We start from the raw sequence: 16,950 nt of genomic DNA, 5'->3' as shown, positions 1-16,950 counted from the left end.
GGCGCCGCCGCAGGCGCGCCAACGGCTGAGAGTCACCGGGATCATGGCTTCAAGCAATCGCCGGCTTTGCGCCGGTTCTCGATAAAAGAGGTGATGAGCGCCGCACGGGCGCTTTGTCGCCTGCGCCGCAAGGGCGCGCCGGCTTCGGCCGAGCCAAGTCAATCTGCCCGTTTCTTGGCGAGAATTTGACCGAAACCGGAATGCGCCTGTCAGGATTTGCCTTTCTTCTCGAGCTCGGCTTTGAGCGCGGCGAGCTTGGCGAAGGGCGAATCGGGGTCGGGCTGGCGCTCCCGCTTCTCGGCGGGAGCGAAGCCGCCGGGACGCCCGCCACGGCGGTCGTCGCGCGGCGCGCCGCTGCGTTCGCCGCGCGGCTTGTCGAAACGCGGCTTGTTGTCGAAGCGCGGCTTGCCGCCCGGGCGCGGGCCGCCCTCGGCGCCTTCCGCCTGGCGCGGCCGGTAATCGCGGCGCGGCGGACGCTGTTCGCCCTCAGCGCCCGCCTCGCGCGGGCCGCGCTGCGGACGACGCGGGCCGCCCGCATGCGCGTGGCGGGCCGGGGTCCAGACGTCGATCGTCGCAGGCGATTCCGCGGGGTTCTCCGCGGCTGGCGCTTCCGCGGCCGCCGCTTCGGCCGGCTCAGGCGCCTCCGTCGGGACTTCGGAGGAGACTTCGGCGGGGGCTTCGACGACGACCGCCGCTTCCGGCGCGGCGGCTTCGGCGACGGCTTCCGCCGGGACGGCCTCTTCGGGCGCGGCCTCGGCGGCGCCCGGCTCCGTGGCGGGCTTCGGCGCGAGCGGCTCGGTCGCGGCCGCCGGGATCAGCGGCACGGTGATGGCCGGGCCGGGGCGCTGGCTGGCGGCGTAGCCGAGCGATTTCAGGATGGAGGAAAAGGCCTCGCCCGAGCAGCCGGTGAGCGAGGTCATGGCGACGGTGACGACAAAGCCCTCGCCATCGGCGGCGCCGGCCGGCGGATCGCCGGCGGTGACGCCCGGCTTGTAGGCGATGGCCGGGCGAATCAGATCGGCGAGCCGTTCCAGAATGTCGACGCGCACCACGCGCTCGCCGCACACCCGGAAGCCCGCGGCGCGGTAGAAGCCCTTGTGGATCGAGGCGTCGGCGGCGAAGGAGGTGCGCCCCGAGGCCGCGAGATGCGGCACTTCCTCGAGCCCTTTCACATTGTCGAGCCCGCCGTGGTGGAGCGCCCAGAGCAGCGAGGCCAGCGTGCGCGGCGCGGGCTTGAGGAGCTGCGGCAGATAGCTGTGATAGGCGCCGAAGCGCACGCCGAGCTTGCGCAGCGCGCCACGGTCCTCCTGCGAGAAGGCCTTCACCTCCCTGGCGACCCGGGCGCGGTCGAGGACGCCGAGGTCCTCGGCGAGCTGGAAGGCGACGCCGCGCGTCACGCCTTCGAGGCCCTCGCCCTTTTCGAGCGTCTCCAGCGGCCCCAGCAGCTTCTTCACATGCTGGGCGAGCCAGAGATTGAGGCGGGTCTGGACCTTCTCCAGCCCCGCGCCGGTCAATTGCTCATCGGCGAGAATGCGGGTCGTGGGGGTCAGCACCCCGGCGCCGGCGGCGATCTTGGCGACGGGCTCGCCCAGCCAGCGGATGACGCCGTCATTGCCGAGCACGAAGGCGTCGTCGACGGCGTCGAAGACGCGGGTGGCGCGCGCCTCGAATTCCCCGGCAAGGGCCTTCTGGGCGGCCGCGCTCAGGGCGCGGGCGGCTTCGCCAGACGCGCCGGGATCGGGCGTGAAGCGAAAACCCTGGAGGCTCCCGACGTGCTGGCCTTCGACCAGGACGTCGCCGGCGGCGTTAATTTCGGCTTCGAGCATCGCGTTCTCTCTTAAGCGGCGCATCAGCACGCTGGTGCGGCGATCGACGAAACGCTGCGTCAATCGGTGGTGCAGCGCGTCGGACAGGCTGTCCTCTACCCGACGCGCGACGCTCTGCCAATGCTCGCCGTCATCGAGCCAGCCGGATCGATGCGCGATGAAGCTCACCGTGCGCACCTGCGCCAGCCTGTAGGAGAGGGTGTCGATGTCGCCGTCGATGCGGTCCACGGCGTCGATATGCCGGGCCATCCAGTCCGCCGGAATCTTCCCCTTGCGGGCGATGAAGCCGAAAATTTGCAGCGCAAGGTCGGCATGGGCCTGCGGCGAGGTCTTGCGGTAGTCGGGGATTTGGCAGGCTTCCCAAAGCCTTGCGACATCCGCCGCGGTCCGGGCGTTGCGGCTGGCGATCTCGTCACGGCTCACGGCCTCGAGCGTGAGCTGATCCACGGCGATCGGCGCGCGGGTGAAGCGCGGATGCTCCGGGGTTTTGTCGAGCGAATGCGTCAGGGCGCGAATCGATGAAAAATCGAGGTCGCTGTTGCGCCACTGGAGCAGCTGGACGGGATCGAAGCGATGATCCTCCAGCGCCTCGATCAGCTCTTCCTCGAAGGGCGGGCAGCGCCCGGTCGCGCCAAAGGCGCCGTCGCTCATATGACGGCCCGCGCGCCCGGCGATCTGGCCGAATTCCGCCGGCGTGAGGCGGCGATAGCGCCATCCGTCGAATTTCCGGTCGGAGGCGAAGGCGACGTAATCGACGTCGAGATTGAGCCCCATGCCGATGGCGTCGGTCGCTACGATGTAATCGACGTCGCCGGACTGGAAGAGCTCGACCTGCGCGTTGCGGGTGCGCGGCGAGAGGGCGCCGAGCACCACCGCCGCGCCGCCGCGCTGGCGCTTGATCCATTCGGCGATGGCGTAGACCTCCTCCGCCGAGAAGGCGACGATGGCGGAGCGCGGCGGCAGGCGGGAAATTTTCTTGTCGCCGGCGAAACTGAGCCGCGACAGGCGCGGGCGGGTGAAGATCGGCGCGCCGGGGAAGAGTTCGCCAATCATGGGCGCCATGGTGGCGGCGCCGATCAGCAGCGTCTCCTGCCGTCCGCGCCAGCGCAGCAGCCGGTCCGTGAAGATGTGCCCGCGATCGAGATCGGCGGCGAGCTGGATCTCGTCGATCGCCAGAAAATCCACGTCGACGTCGCGCGGCATGGCCTCGACGGTCGAGATCCAATAGGCCGGGGCGCGCGGCTTGATCTTCTCCTCGCCGGTGACGAGCGCGACATTCTGCGCGCCGACCTTCGCCACGACGCGATTGTAGACCTCGCGCGCCAGAAGGCGCAGCGGCAGGCCGATCGCGCCGCTCGGAAAGGAGAGCATGCGCTCGATGGCGTGATGGGTCTTTCCGGTGTTGGTGGGGCCGAGTACGGCGGCCACGCCTGCTGCGGCGGGGCGGCTTCCGGGCGGGAGCGGCGGCATGACCTTCTGTCGCTTCTTGTCTTTATGGAGTCCCGAACGCCCGTCGGCGCCTGTGCGCGTGTCTCATAAAGGAACTTTCGGCGCGGCGCGACTTTACCTTTCGAACAGCCCGCGAACGAATCACGGACGAATCGCTGACCGGCCCGAAATCGCGTTCCGTTCCCACAGCATATAGGGCGCGCCGGCGCATTTCGCCCAGAGCCTTCGTCGCCGCGCCGCCCCTTCTCGCCCGCGCCCCGCGGCCTTTATGAACGGCCGCCGGGCCGGCGCCGCTTTCACGGCTGCTTAAGCTTTACGTTAACTATTCGTAAGCCATAGTCGACGACAGCAAAGCCCGCGCTGGCGCGGGAGCCCGCCGGAGGCGCTTCCGGCGCCCCTGGAAGACGGTGTGATGAAGGCAGTGGTGCTCGCGGGCGGTCTGGGCACGCGTCTGGCGGAAGAGACGTCGCTGCGCCCCAAGCCCATGGTCGAAATCGGCGGCCGTCCGATCCTGTGGCACATCATGAAGATCTATGCGGCGCACGGCGTCACCGACTTCGTGCTGTGCCTGGGCTACAAGGGCTATTGCATCAAGGAGTTCTTCTCCAACTATTTCCTGCATATGGCGGACGTCACCTTCGACATGCGCACGCGCGAGATGGAGGTGCATCGCGGCGCGGCGGAGCCCTGGCGGGTGACGCTGGTCGACACGGGCGAGGCCACCCAGACAGGCGGCCGCATCCGGCGCATCCTCGATCATGTGAAGGACGACGACGTCTTCGCGCTGACCTATGGCGACGGCCTCGCCGACATTGATCTCACCGCCGAACTCGCCTTTCACCGCGCCCATGGCAAGCTGGCGACCGTCGCGGCGGTGCGCCCCGAATCCCGCTTCGGCGCCCTGACCCTCGACGGCGCGCGCGTGACCGCCTTCGTCGAAAAGCCGGTCGTCGAAAGCGGTTACGTCAACGGCGGCTTCTTCCTCCTCTCCCCGAAAGTCGCCGACCTCATCGACGGCGACGACACCGTCTGGGAAAACGAGCCTCTGCAAAGGCTCGCCCATGACGACCAGTTGCGCGCCTTCCATCACGACGGCTTCTGGCGGCCGATGGATACGCTGCGCGACAAGATCTACCTCGAAAACGAATGGAACAGCGGAGGCGCCAAGTGGAAACTCTGGTGATCTCCTCGGCCTTCTGGCTCGGCAGGCGTGTGTTCGTCACGGGCCATACGGGCTTCAAGGGCGCATGGCTCTCGCTCATGCTCTCGCGCCTCAATACGCGCGCGACGGGTTTCGCGCTCGCGCCGCCAACCACGCCGAGCCTGTTCGCGCTGGCGGGCGTGGCGGATCATATCGACGACAGACGCGGCGACGTGCGCGATCTCGCCGCGTTGACGGAGGCGATGCAGGCGGCGGCGCCGGAGATCGTCATTCACATGGCGGCGCAGCCGCTCGTGCGCGAATCCTACAACGACCCCGTCGCCACCTATGCGACCAATGTGATGGGGGTCGTGAATGTGCTCGACGCCGCGCGTCACACGCCGAGCGTAAGGCTCGTTCTCGTCGTCACCTCGGACAAATGCTACGACAATCGCGGCTGGGCGTGGGGCTATCGAGAAACGGACGCGCTCGGCGGGCGTGACCCCTATTCCAGCAGCAAGGCCTGCGCGGAGCTCGTCGCCGCCGCCTGGCGCGACAGTTTCCGCGAGACCGGCGTGGCCATTTTCTCGGCGCGCGCCGGCAATGTGATCGGCGGCGGCGATTTCGCGGCGGATCGCATTCTGCCCGATGCGCTGCGCGCCTTCAGCGCGGGCCGCAGCCTGAAATTGCGCAACCCCAAAGCCGTGCGCCCCTGGCAGCATGTGCTGGAGCCGCTTACGGGCTATCTGCGCCTGATCGAACAGGCGATGACCTCGCCCGGCGCGGCGGCCGAACTGGAAGGCGGCGTCAATTTCGGACCCGGGCCGGAGTCGGAGCGCAGCGTCGAGGATCTCTTGACTCAATTCGCGTCGTGTTGGGGGCCGGGTCCGGGCTGGGAGACGGAAGGCGGCCCGCATCCGCATGAGGCGCGTCTGCTGAGCCTCGACACCGCGAAGGCCCGCGAACTCCTGGGCTTCGCGCCCATTCTCGATTTCGAGCAGGCGACGCTGTGGACCGCGCAGTGGTATCGCGCCTTCCTCGACACGGACGACATCGTCGCGCTGACGATGAAGCAGATCGACCGCTATCTCGGCCGGCGCGTGCGCCTCTCTTCGCCCTTTGCGCAGGCCGCTTTCAGGGACGCCCAGGATGACAGACGCATCAACGCCCGCTGAGGCGCTGCGCGCGCAGATTCTCGATCTCGTCAGCGACTATCATCGCCTCGCGCATGGGACGGAGCGCTTCGTTCCCGGCGAGACGCCGACGCCCGTTTCGGGCCGCGTCTATGACGCGCGCGACATGCGGATGCTTGTCGATTCGGCGCTGGATTTCTGGCTGACGACCGGGCGTTTCAATGCGGCCTTCGAGGCGCGGCTTTCGGCCTATGTCGGCGCGCGCAAGGCGCTGACCGTCAATTCCGGCTCCTCGGCCAATCTCGTCGCCTGCGCCGCTCTGACCTCGCATCTGCTGCGGGATCGCACCCTGAAGCCGGGCGATGAAATCATCACCTGCGCCACCGGCTTTCCGACGACGGTCAATCCCATCCTGCTGTTCGGCATGGTCCCCGTCTTCGTCGACGTCGATCTCCCGACCTACAACATCGACGTGGCGGCGGTGGAGGCGGCCATCACGCCGAAGACGCGCGCCATCATGGTCGCCCACACGCTCGGCAATCCCTTCGACGTGCGCGCCATCAGCGCGCTCTGCGCGCGCCACGACCTCTTCCTGATCGAAGACTGTTGCGACGCGCTCGGCGCGACGGTCGACGGCCGGCATGTCGGGACCTTTGGCGACATTGGAACGCTGTCCTTCTATCCCGCGCATCACATCACCATGGGCGAGGGCGGCGCGGCCTTCACGAGCGACAATCATCTGGCGAAAGCGATCGAGTCGTTTCGGGACTGGGGCCGGGACTGCTATTGCGAGCCGGGCCGGGACAACAGCTGCAACAAGCGCTTCGGCTGGCGCCTCGGCGATCTGCCGAAGGGGTACGATCACAAATATGTCTATTCGCATCTCGGCTTCAATCTGAAGATCACCGACATGCAGGCGGCGGTCGGCCTCGCGCAGATGGATCGGCTCGATGGATTCGTCGCGGCCCGGAACCGCAATTTCAACCTGCTGAAGGCGGGGCTCGGTCATCTGGAGGATCGTCTCATCCTGCCGCGGGCCACGGCCGGAACGCAGCCCTCGTGGTTCGGCTTTCCGCTGACGCTGCGCGCCGACGCGCCCTTCACGCGCGACGAACTGGTCATTCATCTCAACGCCAGGAAGATTGGCACGCGGCTGCTCTTCGGCGGCAATCTGCTGCGCCAGCCGTATATGAAAGGCCGTAACTATCGCGTCAGCGGCGCCTTGCGGAACGCCGACATCGTCGTCGACCGCACCTTCTGGATCGGAGTCTATCCGGGCCTGGGCGAGGCGCAGATCGGCCATATGATCGAGACGATCGACGCCTTCTGTCGCGGAACGGCGACACAGGCGGCGGAGTGACGGGAATGCTGGACGCCAGTCCCGACGGCGCGGCCCTGACGCGGCATCCGCTGTGGCGGGCCGATATTGCGCGTATCCTCTCCGCGAGGCTTCCCTGGGAGACGTTCGAGGGCAAGACCGTGCTCGTCGCCGGCGCCAATGGCTTTCTGCCGGCCGCGATGGTCGAGACGCTGTTGACGCTCAGCGCCGTTATACCGGGTGTGAAAGTCGTCGCGCTGGCGCGGTCGCGGGAGAATGCGCTGCGCCGCCTTGGCGGCTGGCTCGGCCATCCGGCGCTTTGCCTGCGCATCGCCGACGTCAGCGAGCCGCTCGATCTCGATGGTCCCGTCGACATGATCATCCACGCCGCGAGCCAGGCGAGCCCGCGCTTCTACGACGCCGATCCGGTCGGCACCGCCCTGCCCAATATTCTCGGGACGCAGCGACTCCTCGAACTTGCGCGCCACAAGAAGGCGTCGCGCTTTCTCTATCTGTCGAGTTCGGAAGTCTATGGCGCGATCGACGGGCGCGCGCCGATCCGGGAACAGGATTTCGGCCCCCTTGATCCGGCGACGCTGCGCGCCTGTTACGCCGAATCGAAACGCATGGGCGAAACGCTGTGCGCGAGTTACGGCGCGCAATATGGCGTCGATTGCGTCATCGCGCGCCCCTTTCACACCTACGGACCGGGCATGCGTCTCGACGACGGCCGCGTCTTTGCGGATTTCGTGGGCGACATCGTGCGCGGGCGCGATCTCGTGCTCAACAGCGACGGCGCGGCGGAGCGCGCCTTCTGCTATCTCGCCGACGCCGTCGAGGCCTTTTTCACCCTGCTGCTGAAGGGCGAGGCCGGAGCGGCCTATAATGTCGGCAATGCGCGCGCCGTGATGTCCATCCGCGATCTGGCCATGCTGCTCGCCGGGCTCTTTCCCGAGCGAGGGCTGCAGGCGCGCTTCGCGCCGCCGCGCACGGGGTATCTCGCAAGCCGGGTGACGCGCGCCGCGCCGGACACGACGCGGCTGGAGTCGCTCGGCTGGCGCGCGCGGACCGACGCCGCCGAAGGCTTTCGCCGGACGATCGAGATCTATTCCGACATTTTTGGGCCGTCCGCTCTGGGAGCCAGCGCATGACCACCGGGCCTTCCGCCACGACCGCCGCTCCCATCGATTGGCGCCGTCGCTTCGACGCGGGCGAGCTCGATCGTCTTGCGCTCTGGAAGCGTTTCGCCGAGCGGCACAGGCTCATCGCTCAACATTCGGCCGTGCTGGCGGGGACGGACATTGCGGCGCTCGCCGTTGACCCCGCGGGCCTGTCCGTGTCGCTGACAAATGGCCTCTGCTTCGGGCTCGATCCCGACGCCTTGCGCGAAGCGCCCAATGTCATCCTGGCGCAGGGCGGCTATGAGACCTTCGAGACGTCGCTGATTCTCCGGCTGGCCCGCGGCGCGCGCACCGTTTTCGACATCGGCGCCAATATTGGCTGGCACAGCCTTCATATCGCGCAGCAGGAGCCGCAGGCGCGCGTCTACGCCTTCGAGCCCGTGCCGTCGACGCATGGCCGCCTGCGCGCCAATCTCGCGCGCAATGCGGCCGGCGCGCGCGTCACCGCGATCGCGGACGGCCTCTCCGACAGCGCGGGCGTGTTCGACATGTTCGTGCCGGCGACCTCCGGTTCGCCCGCCGCCTCGCTCTCCGAGTTGCATCCGAGCGAAGGCAGCCTGCGGGTCTCCTGTCGCTTCACGACCCTCGACGATTTCGTCGCGGCGGAAGGCGTCGCGACTCTCGATCTCCTCAAATGCGACGTCGAAGGGGCCGAGCTGCGCGTCCTCAGAGGGGCCGAAGCCGCGCTCGCCCGTTTTCGGCCAGCGATCGTCATCGAACTGCTGCGCAAATGGTCGGCGGCCTTCGGCTATCATCCAAACGACGTCATCGATTTCCTGGGTCGGCTCGGCTATGTCTGCCATGGCGTCGGGGACGGAGCGCTGACGCCGATGACGCGCGTGACAGAAGAGACGCGCGAGACCAATTATCTCTTTCTCGATCCGGCGCGGCATCGTCCGACCGAACTCGTTGCGGACGGTTGCTGACATGCGCCGGATGGCACGCATATGGAGCCTGCGTTTCGCGCGCTACCTGATCATGGGCGCGGTGAACACGCTCTTCGGCTATGGCGTCTTCTATCTGCTTCTCCGCCTGACTGTGCCGCCGAGCCCGGCGCTGGCGGCGGCGACCGTGCTCGGCGTGCTGTTCAATTTCGTGACGACCGGGCGGGTCGTCTTCCAGAATGCACAGACGTCGCGGCTCGGGCGCTTCGCAACAGCGTATCTCGTGGTCTTCCTGTTCAACGACGCGCTGCTGGAAAGCGCCATGACGTTCGGCGTCACGGCGGCGGCGGCGCAGGCGATGCTGCTTTTGCCCTGCGTTGTGTTGTCCTACGCGCTCCAGCGCGCCTTCGTCTTCGCGCCCGAGGCATCCAAGGCATGAAAACCATCTCGATCGTCACGCCCTGCTACAATGAGGACGCGAACATCCGCGAATGCCATGCCGCGATCCGGGCGCTGTTCGACACGGAGCTGAAGGCATACAGGCGCGAGCACGTCTTTTGCGACAACGCCTCCACGGACCGCACCGTCGAAATTCTCCGCGAGATCGCGGCGTCGGACAAGGACGTGAAGGTCATCTTGAACGCGCGCAATTTCGGCGCGATGCGCTCGAACTATAATGGTGTGATGGCGGCGACGGGCGATGCGGTGCTGCTGTTCTTCCCGGCCGACATGCAGGACCCTCCCGAGCTGATTCCGCAAATGGTCGCGCATTGGGCGCAGGGCGTGGAGGTCGTTTATGGCGTCCGCGAGATTCGCGAAGAAAGCGCCGCGATGCGCATGCTGCGCAGAGCCTATTATCGTCTGCTCACCTCGCTCTCCGAGCTGTCGTCGCCGCCGGGCGTCGGCGATTTTCAGCTCGTCGACCGCAAGGTCGTCGAGGCGATGCGCCGGATCGAGGACGCCTATCCCTTCATGCGCATGATGACCTTCGAATGCGGATTCACGTCGCGCGGCCTCCCCTATCGCTGGGTGGCGCGACGGCGGGGCGTCTCGACGAATACGTTGAAGAGTCTGGTTGATCAGGGTCTGAACGGTCTCGTGACGAATACGCTGGCGCCGCTGCGGCTGCTGCTCTTTTGCGGTTTCGCGCTGGCGGCGCTGTCCTTGCTGTACGCCTTCTTCAATCTCGTCATCGGCCTCATCTACTTCCAGAGCCTTGCCGCGCCGGGCGTGATGACGATCATCACCGCCGTCTTCTTCTTCGGCGGGGTTCAGCTCTTCTCCATCGGCGTGCTCGCGGAATATGTGCTCGCGATCTACGCCCAGGTGCGGCGCAAACCCGTCGTGTTCGAGCGCGAGCGCCTGAACTTCTGAAGGAGGATGGACATGACCCCGATCGCCGGTCCCGACGATGCGGCGGCGCCGCTGAGTCCGGCAGTCCCGAGGGCGATATCGCATTTTCAGCTTCTGTTCGCCGTCTCTCTCATCTTCATTCTGCCGAATGTCATCCTGGCGACGGCGCTGCGTCCGATCCCCGCCATGATCGTCGTCGCCGGTTGCGCGGGCGCCGTTCTGATCATGTGGCGGGAGCGGATGCAGGGCGCGTTTCTGCGCGCTTCCGCCGACGCCGGCCGTCTTGCGCTCTGTCTTCTGCTGGGCCTGAGCCTCTGCCTGCTCGGCGGCGAGGGTCATTTTTTCATGCCCACCACGGACTGGCTGACCCGCGACGCGGTTCTGTCCGATCTGCTGCGCAATGGCCTGACGGTCCTCTATCGGATGGGCGGGCAGGATTATGTGCTGCGCGCGCCGCTCGGCATGTATCTCCTCCCGGCGATGGTCGGGCGCGTGCTGGGGCTTTACGCCGCGCATCTCGCGCTGCTCGCGCAAAATTCGGCGCTGCTCGGCGTGGCCGCTTATTTCATCACGTCGATCGCCGACGTTCGGCGGGCGCCCATGATTTTCCTGCTCATCGGTTTCAGCGGCCTTGATCTCGTCGGCCTCGCCGTCGGCGAAGCGGTGGCGGCGATGAGGGGCGCAAATCTCTTCGGAATTGGACACACCGAATGGTGGCTGCTCGAAATCTGGCCGGTTCGGCTGCAATTTTCGAGCATCGTCACGCAGATCTTCTGGGTCCCCAACCATGCCGCGCCGGGCGTTTGGTTCGCGACGCTGACGCTCCTGCATCTGCGTCGCGCCATCAGCTTTCCAGCCGTGCTCGCCGCCTGCGGCCCAATGCTGCTCTGGTCCCCGCTCGCCATGGCCGGCGCGGCGCCATTTGTCCTTTTGTTGGCGGCGCGGCGCCCGTTGCGGGCTCTTGTCGCGCCGGGAGTTGCAGGCGCATGCGCGGTTTCTCTCTGCTTTCTTCCGGTCGCCGCCTATCTCGTCGCCGACGCCGCCGAGGTCTCGCATGAATGGCTGATCCTGCGAAAGGATTTTCTGGCGTTTTATCTGTGCTTCCTTGTGGTGGAGATCCCGCAGGCCGCTGTTGTGCTATCCCGGTTCAAGGATGTGCCGAAGGAGGACAGAGCGGTGTTTCTGCTGGCGCTCGCGACGCTTCTCGTTCTGCCCATCTACAGCCTCGGCCCCTCGAATGATCTGGCGATGCGGGCGTCCATTCCGGCGCTGTTCATTCTCGCCTTCCAGTTTGCGCGCATCGCCGTGCTCACACGCGGCGAAGCCGGCGCGCTGCCGGGCGTCATATCAACGCTGGTTCTGCTGTCCGCGGCGACGCCGCTCATGGAGATCAAATTCGCGCTCGTCGACAAACCCTACGCCATCAGCGACTGCAATATGCTGACGACGGTCGAGAAGTTCTTCCCCGGCGCGGTTCCCACCAATTATCTGGCGCGGCGTGAAAAGGCGCCGGCCTGGCTCGTTGATCTTTCGGGGGCGCCGGCGCCGCTGACCGTCGAGGACCGGACATGCTGGCCGGATCACCCCTGGCTCGAGGAGAAATTCCGCTAGAGAGCGAATCGCGGCGCGGATGGGCTTGTAAAAAAAATCTCCTGTGACATCCGCCGGGGCGGCGGGCCGGGTCTTTGACTTCCGCCGTCCCCCTTGGCTAAAAGCCTCGCTCCCATTGGAGAGAGGATGCAGATGACATCGATCGTCGAGCGGCTGAGCGTCGAACTTGCGGCGAAACCATGGCAAGTGGAGGCCGCGATCGGCCTTCTCGACGGCGGCTCGACGGTGCCCTTCATCGCGCGTTACCGCAAGGAGGCGACCGGCCAGCTCGACGACGTGCAATTGCGCAAGCTCGAAGAGAGGCTGCGCTATCTGCGGGAGCTGGAGGAGCGCCGCAAGGCGATTCTCGACTCGATCGAGAGCCAGGGCAAGCTCGACGACGCGCTCCGTCGCGTCATCATGGAGGCCGACAACAAGGCGCGCCTCGAAGACATCTATCTGCCCTACAAGCCCAAGCGCCGCACCAAGGCGCAGATCGCGATCGAGGCGGGGCTCGCGCCGCTGGCCGACGCGCTTCTCTCCTCGCCGGACAAGGACCCGAAAGCTCAGGCGGAAGCCTTTGTGAACGCCGAAAAGAATGTCGCGACGGCGGAGGCGGCGCTCGAGGGCGCGCGGGCGATTCTGGTCGAGCGCTTCGCAGAGGACGCCGATCTGATCGGCGCGCTGCGCGAGATCCACTGGGCGCAGGCGGTGATGAAATCGCGGCCGCGCGAGGGCAAGGAAGCGGCCGCCGCGAAGTATTCGGATTATTTCGAGTTCTCGCAGCCGATCTCCAAATTGCCGTCGCACCGCATTCTCGCGCTGTTTCGGGGCGAGAAGGAAGACATGCTCGAACTCGAAATGGCGCCGGAGGCGGAGCCGGGGCTCGGCGGTTACGAGAGCCGGATCGCCCGCCGCTACGCCATCGAGGATCGCGGGCGGCCCGGCGACAAATGGCTGCTGGAGACCGCGCGCTGGGCGTGGCGCACCAAGATCGAACTGCATCTTTCGGTCGACGCCCGTTCGCGCCTGTGGCGCTTCGCGGAGGAAGAGGCGATTCGCGTCTTCGCGGAGAATTTGCGCGACCTTCTGCTCGCCGCGCCCGCTGGCGCGCGCGCGACGCTTGGCCTCGATCCGGGTTTTCGCACCGGCGTGAAGGTCGCGGTGATCGACGCGACCGGCAAGATCGTCGCGACGACCGCGATCTATCCCCACGAGCCGCAGCGGCGCTGGGACGACTCGATCGCGACGCTCGCAAGTCTCGCGCGCCAGCACCGGATCGAACTCATCGCCATCGGCAATGGCACGGCGTCGCGCGAGACCGATAAGCTCGCCGGCGAACTCATGTCGAAGCATCCCGAGCTGAAGCTCACCAAGATCGTCGTTTCCGAGGCGGGCGCCTCCGTCTACTCGGCTTCGGAATACGCTTCAAAGGAGCTTCCCGATCTCGACGTGTCGCTGCGCGGCGCCGCCTCCATCGCGCGCCGTCTTCAGGACCCCCTGGCCGAGCTGGTGAAGATCGAGCCCAAATCGATCGGCGTCGGACAATATCAACACGACGTTTCCGATACCAAGCTGTCGCGCGCGCTCGACGCCGTGGTGGAAGACTGCGTGAACAAGGTCGGGGTCGATGTGAACACGGCGTCGGCGCCGCTGCTGGCGCGCGTCTCGGGCCTGGGCGAAACGCTGGCCGCCAACATCGTCGCGCATCGCGACGCCAACGGCCCGTTCCGCACCCGCGCGGCGCTGAAGGAGGTGCCGCGTCTGGGGCCGAAAGCCTTCGAGCAGAGCGCCGGCTTCCTGCGCATCATCGACGGCGACGATCCGCTCGACCGCTCGGGCGTGCATCCGGAAGCCTATCCGCTGGTGCGGCGCATTCTCACGGCGGTGAAGAGCGACATCCGCGCGCTGATCGGCAATGCGACGGAGCTGCGCAAGCTGAAGCCGGCGCAATTCGCCGACGAGACCTTCGGCCTTCCGACCGTGTCCGACGTTCTGGCCGAGCTGGAAAAGCCTGGCCGCGATCCGCGCCCGGCGTTCAAGACGGCGACGTTCCAGGAGGGCGTCGAGACGCTCAACGACCTGAAGCCGGGCATGGTGCTGGAGGGCGTCGTCACCAATGTCGCGGCCTTCGGCGCCTTTGTCGACATTGGCGTGCATCAGGACGGGCTCGTGCACATCTCTGCGCTGTCGAAGGACTTCGTGAAGGACCCGCGCACGGTGGTGAAGCCCGGCGACATTGTGCGGGTGAAGGTGATGGAGGTCGACGCGCCGCGCAAGCGCGTCTCGCTTACCATGCGGCTCGACGATGCGCCCGGACAGGCCAAATCCGGTCCCGGCCGTGATCCGCGCCCGCGCGGGCCGCAGCAGCCCCCGCGCGGCGGCAAGCCCTCGGGCGGGCCGGGCGGATTGGGCGAGGCCCTGCTCGCCGCCATGAAACAGAAGGGCGAGCGGTAGCGCCGTCGAGGACGCCCCTCCCGTCTGCCGACCGGCGAGGGAGGGGGCGCCGCGAATCGCGCGGCGTCGTTCGGGGAGGGGAGCGCTGGAGCGGGTGAAGGGAATCGAACCCTCGTATTCAGCTTGGAAGGCTGCTGCTCTACCATTGAGCTACACCCGCACGCCTTTTCTATGCCAAGCCGCGCGCCGCTTTGCAATGCCGTTGCGCAGGGCCGCGCTCCCGCATTTATCCATTTGACAGCGCCGCCGGAGCCAACTAACCCGAGCGCCCGACGGTCAATCATCAGGCGGGCGTTCACGCTGCTTCTTTTCGCAAGGATCACCGAACCGTGGCCAAACCCCAACTCGGCGCCAAGCGCCAATGCCAGTCTTGCGCGACGAAATTCTACGATCTCAATCGAGAACCGATCGTCTGCCCGAAGTGCGGGACCATCTTCCAGGTCGCGCTCACCCGCGCCCCGGCCCGCGTCGAGGCGGTGGAAGACGTCGAAACTGAAAAGGAAGGCGTCGACACCGTGTCGCTGGATGAGGTCGAGGAGAGCGAAAACGCCGCCGAGACCATCGACGTCGATGAGGACGTGGAACTTGTCGACGACGCCGACGACGACACCTTCCTCGAGGAAGAGGAAGGCGAGGACGACGACGTCGCGGGCCTGATCGACGGCGACATCGAAAGCGACGACGAAGTCTGAACGCCTGGTCCGACTCTTGCGGAACGATCGGCCCGTGCGGGCCGGCCGCAGCGGAATGAAAAAACCCGCGGTCTTTTCAGGCCGCGGGTTTCATTTTCCTGACGCTGCCGCGCACTTACTTGCTGCGGCGGCGGCGCTGCTGGCCGAGGCCCATCTGCTTGGCCAGATTGGAGCGGGCCTGGGCGTAATTGGGCGCGACCATCGGATAATCGGCCGGCAGGCCCCATTTCTCGCGATAGTCCTCCGGCGACAGGCCGTATTGCGTGCGCAAATGCCGCTTCAGCGATTTGAATTTCTTCCCGTCCTCGAGGCAGATGAGGTAGTCGTTGTGGATCGACCGCTTGACCGGCACGGCCGGCTTGGGGGGCTCCGCCGGCTCGGCGACGACGCCGGCGCCCACGCGCAGCAGCGCGTTGTAGACGTCGCTGATCAGGCTCGGAAGATCAGACGCGGGAACAGAATTGTTGCTGACATAGGCAGACACAATATCCGCCGCGAGCTCTATATTGTTATTCAGGGTCATAGGGGCGCCTGTTGCCTCGAGGTTGACTTCGATTCCACTGAAAGCCACTGAGAACTTGAGCGGAAGCGTGGCCCCTTCCGTCAGAGCTCGAACAAAACCATCCCACCCAAAAGGTCCGTCGAACAAACCAAGATTAGCTTTTCATTTAACGCTTTTTTGCTGCTCCAGCAAGAATTATCCCCTGATTATTTGCTTGAAACGAGGCAAGGCGTCAGATGTTTCCTTGTTTTCCTCTGAGGCGCGCGGCGCCCGAAAGAGCAACCACAAGTTTAGGACGGCGGCGTTTGTAGACTAGCCGTGACAGGGGCTTTAGATGAGCGGGGCCGTCGCCAGACCGGCGCGACGCGGCCGGATGGAGCATCATGACCTCGTTCAAGGCGATCCGAATCGACAGCGCCGACGCCCCGGACGGCGCCCGCTACGTCGAGATGTCGGAAGACGCGCTGATGCCGGGCGACGTCGATCTCGACGTTCTCTATTCCGCCATCAACTACAAGGACGGGCTGGCGGTGACCGGCAAGGGCCGGGTCGTGCGGCGCTTCCCCATGATCCCCGGCGTCGATCTCGTCGGCCGCGTCACGCGGGCGGCGCATCCGGACGTCGCGCCGGGCGACGTCGTCGTCGCCACGGGCTGCGGGATCGGCGAAGCCCATTACGGCGGTTTCGCGCAGAAGGCGCGATTGCCCGGCGACTGGCTCGTGAAGCTGCCGGAACGGCTCACGCCGGCGCGCGCGATGACGGTGGGGACGGCCGGATTGACCGCGATGTTCTGTGTGTTCGCGCTGGAGCGCCACGGGCTGACGCCGGCGGCGGGGACGGCGGTCGTGTCGGGGGCGTCGGGCGGCGTCGGCTCCTTCGCCGTGGCGCTGCTCGCCAGTGCCGGCTGGCGCGTCGCCGCCATCACCGGCCACGCCGCCGAGGGCGACTATCTGAGATCGATCGGCGCCGCCGAGAGCCTCGCCCGCGACGACTTCTCGCAGCCGGGCAAGGCGCTCCAGACGCAGCGCTTCGCGGCGGGCGTCGATACGGTGGGCGGCGTCACCCTGGCCAACATCCTGTCGCAGACCGCTTTCGATGGCGCCGTCGCGGCCACGGGCAATGTCGGCGGCATGGATCTGCCGGCGAGCGTCGCCCCCTTCATCCTGCGCGGCGTGTCCCTTCTCGGCGTGGAAAGCGTGCGGCCGAGGATTGCGCTGCGGCGCGCGGCCTGGGCGCGCATCGCGACAGACCTCGACGCCGCCATGATGGACGCCATGTGTGAGATAATCCCCTTCGATCAGGCGCTGGAGCGGGCGCGCTCGATCGTGACGGGAAAGATCAGGGGGCGGGTCGTGATCGAAATGCCCTGAGTCCGGCAAAGCCTTCAGCGTGACGCCTATTGTCGCAGTGATGACGCGCGTTCT

At 66.7% G+C, this 16,950-nt stretch carries 13 protein-coding genes and 1 tRNA gene; 11 read left to right on the top strand and 3 right to left on the bottom strand.

Features of this window, described 5'->3' with window-relative positions:
* Positions 1–209: 209 nt before the first annotated feature.
* Complete coding sequence (locus tag ACR652_RS14355) at positions 210–3,296, bottom strand: helicase-related protein (RefSeq protein WP_434507154.1); 3,087 nt, start codon at positions 3,294–3,296, stop codon at positions 210–212.
* Between the two features lie 391 nt (positions 3,297–3,687).
* Here ACR652_RS14355 and rfbF point away from each other — a divergent pair, with 391 nt between their 5' ends.
* The 9 genes from rfbF (at position 3,688) to ACR652_RS14310 (ending at position 14,332) form a co-directional block, all read left to right on the top strand.
* Positions 3,688–4,458 (top strand): glucose-1-phosphate cytidylyltransferase, encoded by a 771-nt coding sequence (gene rfbF / locus ACR652_RS14350; RefSeq protein WP_434507206.1) that lies wholly within the window; start codon positions 3,688–3,690, stop codon positions 4,456–4,458.
* Positions 4,443–5,591, top strand: coding sequence for a CDP-glucose 4,6-dehydratase (rfbG, locus tag ACR652_RS14345; protein WP_434507153.1), 1,149 nt, complete (start codon positions 4,443–4,445; stop codon positions 5,589–5,591). Before rfbF ends, rfbG begins: the two co-directional genes overlap by 16 nt.
* Positions 5,566–6,909 carry a lipopolysaccharide biosynthesis protein RfbH gene (gene rfbH, locus ACR652_RS14340; RefSeq protein ID WP_434507152.1) on the top strand — a complete coding sequence of 448 codons (1,344 nt, stop codon included), beginning with the start codon at positions 5,566–5,568 and terminating at the stop codon, positions 6,907–6,909. Before rfbG ends, rfbH begins: the two co-directional genes overlap by 26 nt.
* A 5-nt stretch (positions 6,910–6,914) precedes the next feature.
* A complete protein-coding gene (locus ACR652_RS14335) occupies positions 6,915–8,018 on the top strand; it encodes an NAD-dependent epimerase/dehydratase family protein (protein WP_434507151.1) in 1,104 nt (367 codons plus the stop codon).
* On the top strand, positions 8,015–8,974 hold the full coding sequence (locus ACR652_RS14330) for an FkbM family methyltransferase (protein WP_434507150.1): 960 nt from the start codon (positions 8,015–8,017) through the stop codon (positions 8,972–8,974). Before ACR652_RS14335 ends, ACR652_RS14330 begins: the two co-directional genes overlap by 4 nt.
* Position 8,975: 1 nt before the next feature.
* A complete protein-coding gene (locus tag ACR652_RS14325; RefSeq protein WP_434507149.1) occupies positions 8,976–9,371 on the top strand; it encodes a GtrA family protein in 396 nt (131 codons plus the stop codon).
* On the top strand, positions 9,368–10,306 hold the full coding sequence (locus tag ACR652_RS14320; protein WP_434507148.1) for a glycosyltransferase family 2 protein: 939 nt from the start codon (positions 9,368–9,370) through the stop codon (positions 10,304–10,306). The genes ACR652_RS14325 and ACR652_RS14320 overlap by 4 nt, the downstream gene beginning before the upstream one ends.
* A gap of 12 nt (positions 10,307–10,318) precedes the next feature.
* Positions 10,319–11,896: a hypothetical protein gene (locus ACR652_RS14315; protein WP_434507147.1), complete on the top strand. Its 1,578-nt coding sequence runs from the start codon at positions 10,319–10,321 to the stop codon at positions 11,894–11,896.
* A 132-nt stretch (positions 11,897–12,028) separates the two neighbouring features.
* Positions 12,029–14,332: a Tex family protein gene (locus ACR652_RS14310; protein ID WP_434507205.1), complete on the top strand. Its 2,304-nt coding sequence runs from the start codon at positions 12,029–12,031 to the stop codon at positions 14,330–14,332.
* An 86-nt stretch (positions 14,333–14,418) separates the two neighbouring features.
* On the opposite strand, the gene ACR652_RS14305 is transcribed toward ACR652_RS14310, so the two are convergent.
* Positions 14,419–14,492, bottom strand: a tRNA-Gly gene (locus tag ACR652_RS14305).
* A 169-nt stretch (positions 14,493–14,661) separates the two neighbouring features.
* On the opposite strand from ACR652_RS14305, the gene ACR652_RS14300 reads away from it, so the two are divergent.
* A complete protein-coding gene (locus ACR652_RS14300; protein WP_434507146.1) occupies positions 14,662–15,024 on the top strand; it encodes a TIGR02300 family protein in 363 nt (120 codons plus the stop codon).
* Between the two features lie 115 nt (positions 15,025–15,139).
* Here the strand turns inward: ACR652_RS14300 and ACR652_RS14295 are convergent, their stop codons facing one another.
* Positions 15,140–15,547 (bottom strand): MucR family transcriptional regulator, encoded by a 408-nt coding sequence (locus ACR652_RS14295; RefSeq protein ID WP_434507145.1) that lies wholly within the window; start codon positions 15,545–15,547, stop codon positions 15,140–15,142.
* Positions 15,548–15,909: 362 nt separating this feature from the next.
* Between ACR652_RS14295 and ACR652_RS14290 the strand changes: the two genes are divergently transcribed.
* Positions 15,910–16,896 (top strand): MDR family oxidoreductase, encoded by a 987-nt coding sequence (locus ACR652_RS14290; protein WP_434507144.1) that lies wholly within the window; start codon positions 15,910–15,912, stop codon positions 16,894–16,896.
* Positions 16,897–16,950: the final 54 nt, after the last annotated feature.

Origin of the sequence: Methylocystis sp. (genome assembly GCF_051061225.1) — a bacterium.
Taxonomy (GTDB): domain Bacteria; phylum Pseudomonadota; class Alphaproteobacteria; order Rhizobiales; family Beijerinckiaceae; genus Methylocystis.
This window is presented reverse-complemented; position numbering and strand designations above follow the sequence as displayed.

Excerpts from the sequence above, each read along its gene's own strand:
- ACR652_RS14320 (WP_434507148.1), top strand. The coding sequence starts at position 9,368 with ATGAAAACCATCTCGATCGTCACGCCCTGCTACAATGAGGACGCGAAC.
- ACR652_RS14310 (WP_434507205.1), top strand. The coding sequence starts at position 12,029 with ATGACATCGATCGTCGAGCGGCTGAGCGTCGAACTTGCGGCGAAACCA.
- rfbH (WP_434507152.1), top strand. The coding sequence starts at position 5,566 with ATGACAGACGCATCAACGCCCGCTGAGGCGCTGCGCGCGCAGATTCTC.
- ACR652_RS14355 (WP_434507154.1), bottom strand. The coding sequence starts at position 3,296 with ATGCCGCCGCTCCCGCCCGGAAGCCGCCCCGCCGCAGCAGGCGTGGCC.
- ACR652_RS14315 (WP_434507147.1), top strand. The coding sequence starts at position 10,319 with ATGACCCCGATCGCCGGTCCCGACGATGCGGCGGCGCCGCTGAGTCCG.
- rfbF (WP_434507206.1), top strand. The coding sequence starts at position 3,688 with ATGAAGGCAGTGGTGCTCGCGGGCGGTCTGGGCACGCGTCTGGCGGAA.
- ACR652_RS14325 (WP_434507149.1), top strand. The coding sequence starts at position 8,976 with ATGCGCCGGATGGCACGCATATGGAGCCTGCGTTTCGCGCGCTACCTG.
- ACR652_RS14295 (WP_434507145.1), bottom strand. The coding sequence starts at position 15,547 with ATGACCCTGAATAACAATATAGAGCTCGCGGCGGATATTGTGTCTGCC.
- ACR652_RS14335 (WP_434507151.1), top strand. The coding sequence starts at position 6,915 with ATGCTGGACGCCAGTCCCGACGGCGCGGCCCTGACGCGGCATCCGCTG.
- ACR652_RS14330 (WP_434507150.1), top strand. The coding sequence starts at position 8,015 with ATGACCACCGGGCCTTCCGCCACGACCGCCGCTCCCATCGATTGGCGC.
- ACR652_RS14290 (WP_434507144.1), top strand. The coding sequence starts at position 15,910 with ATGACCTCGTTCAAGGCGATCCGAATCGACAGCGCCGACGCCCCGGAC.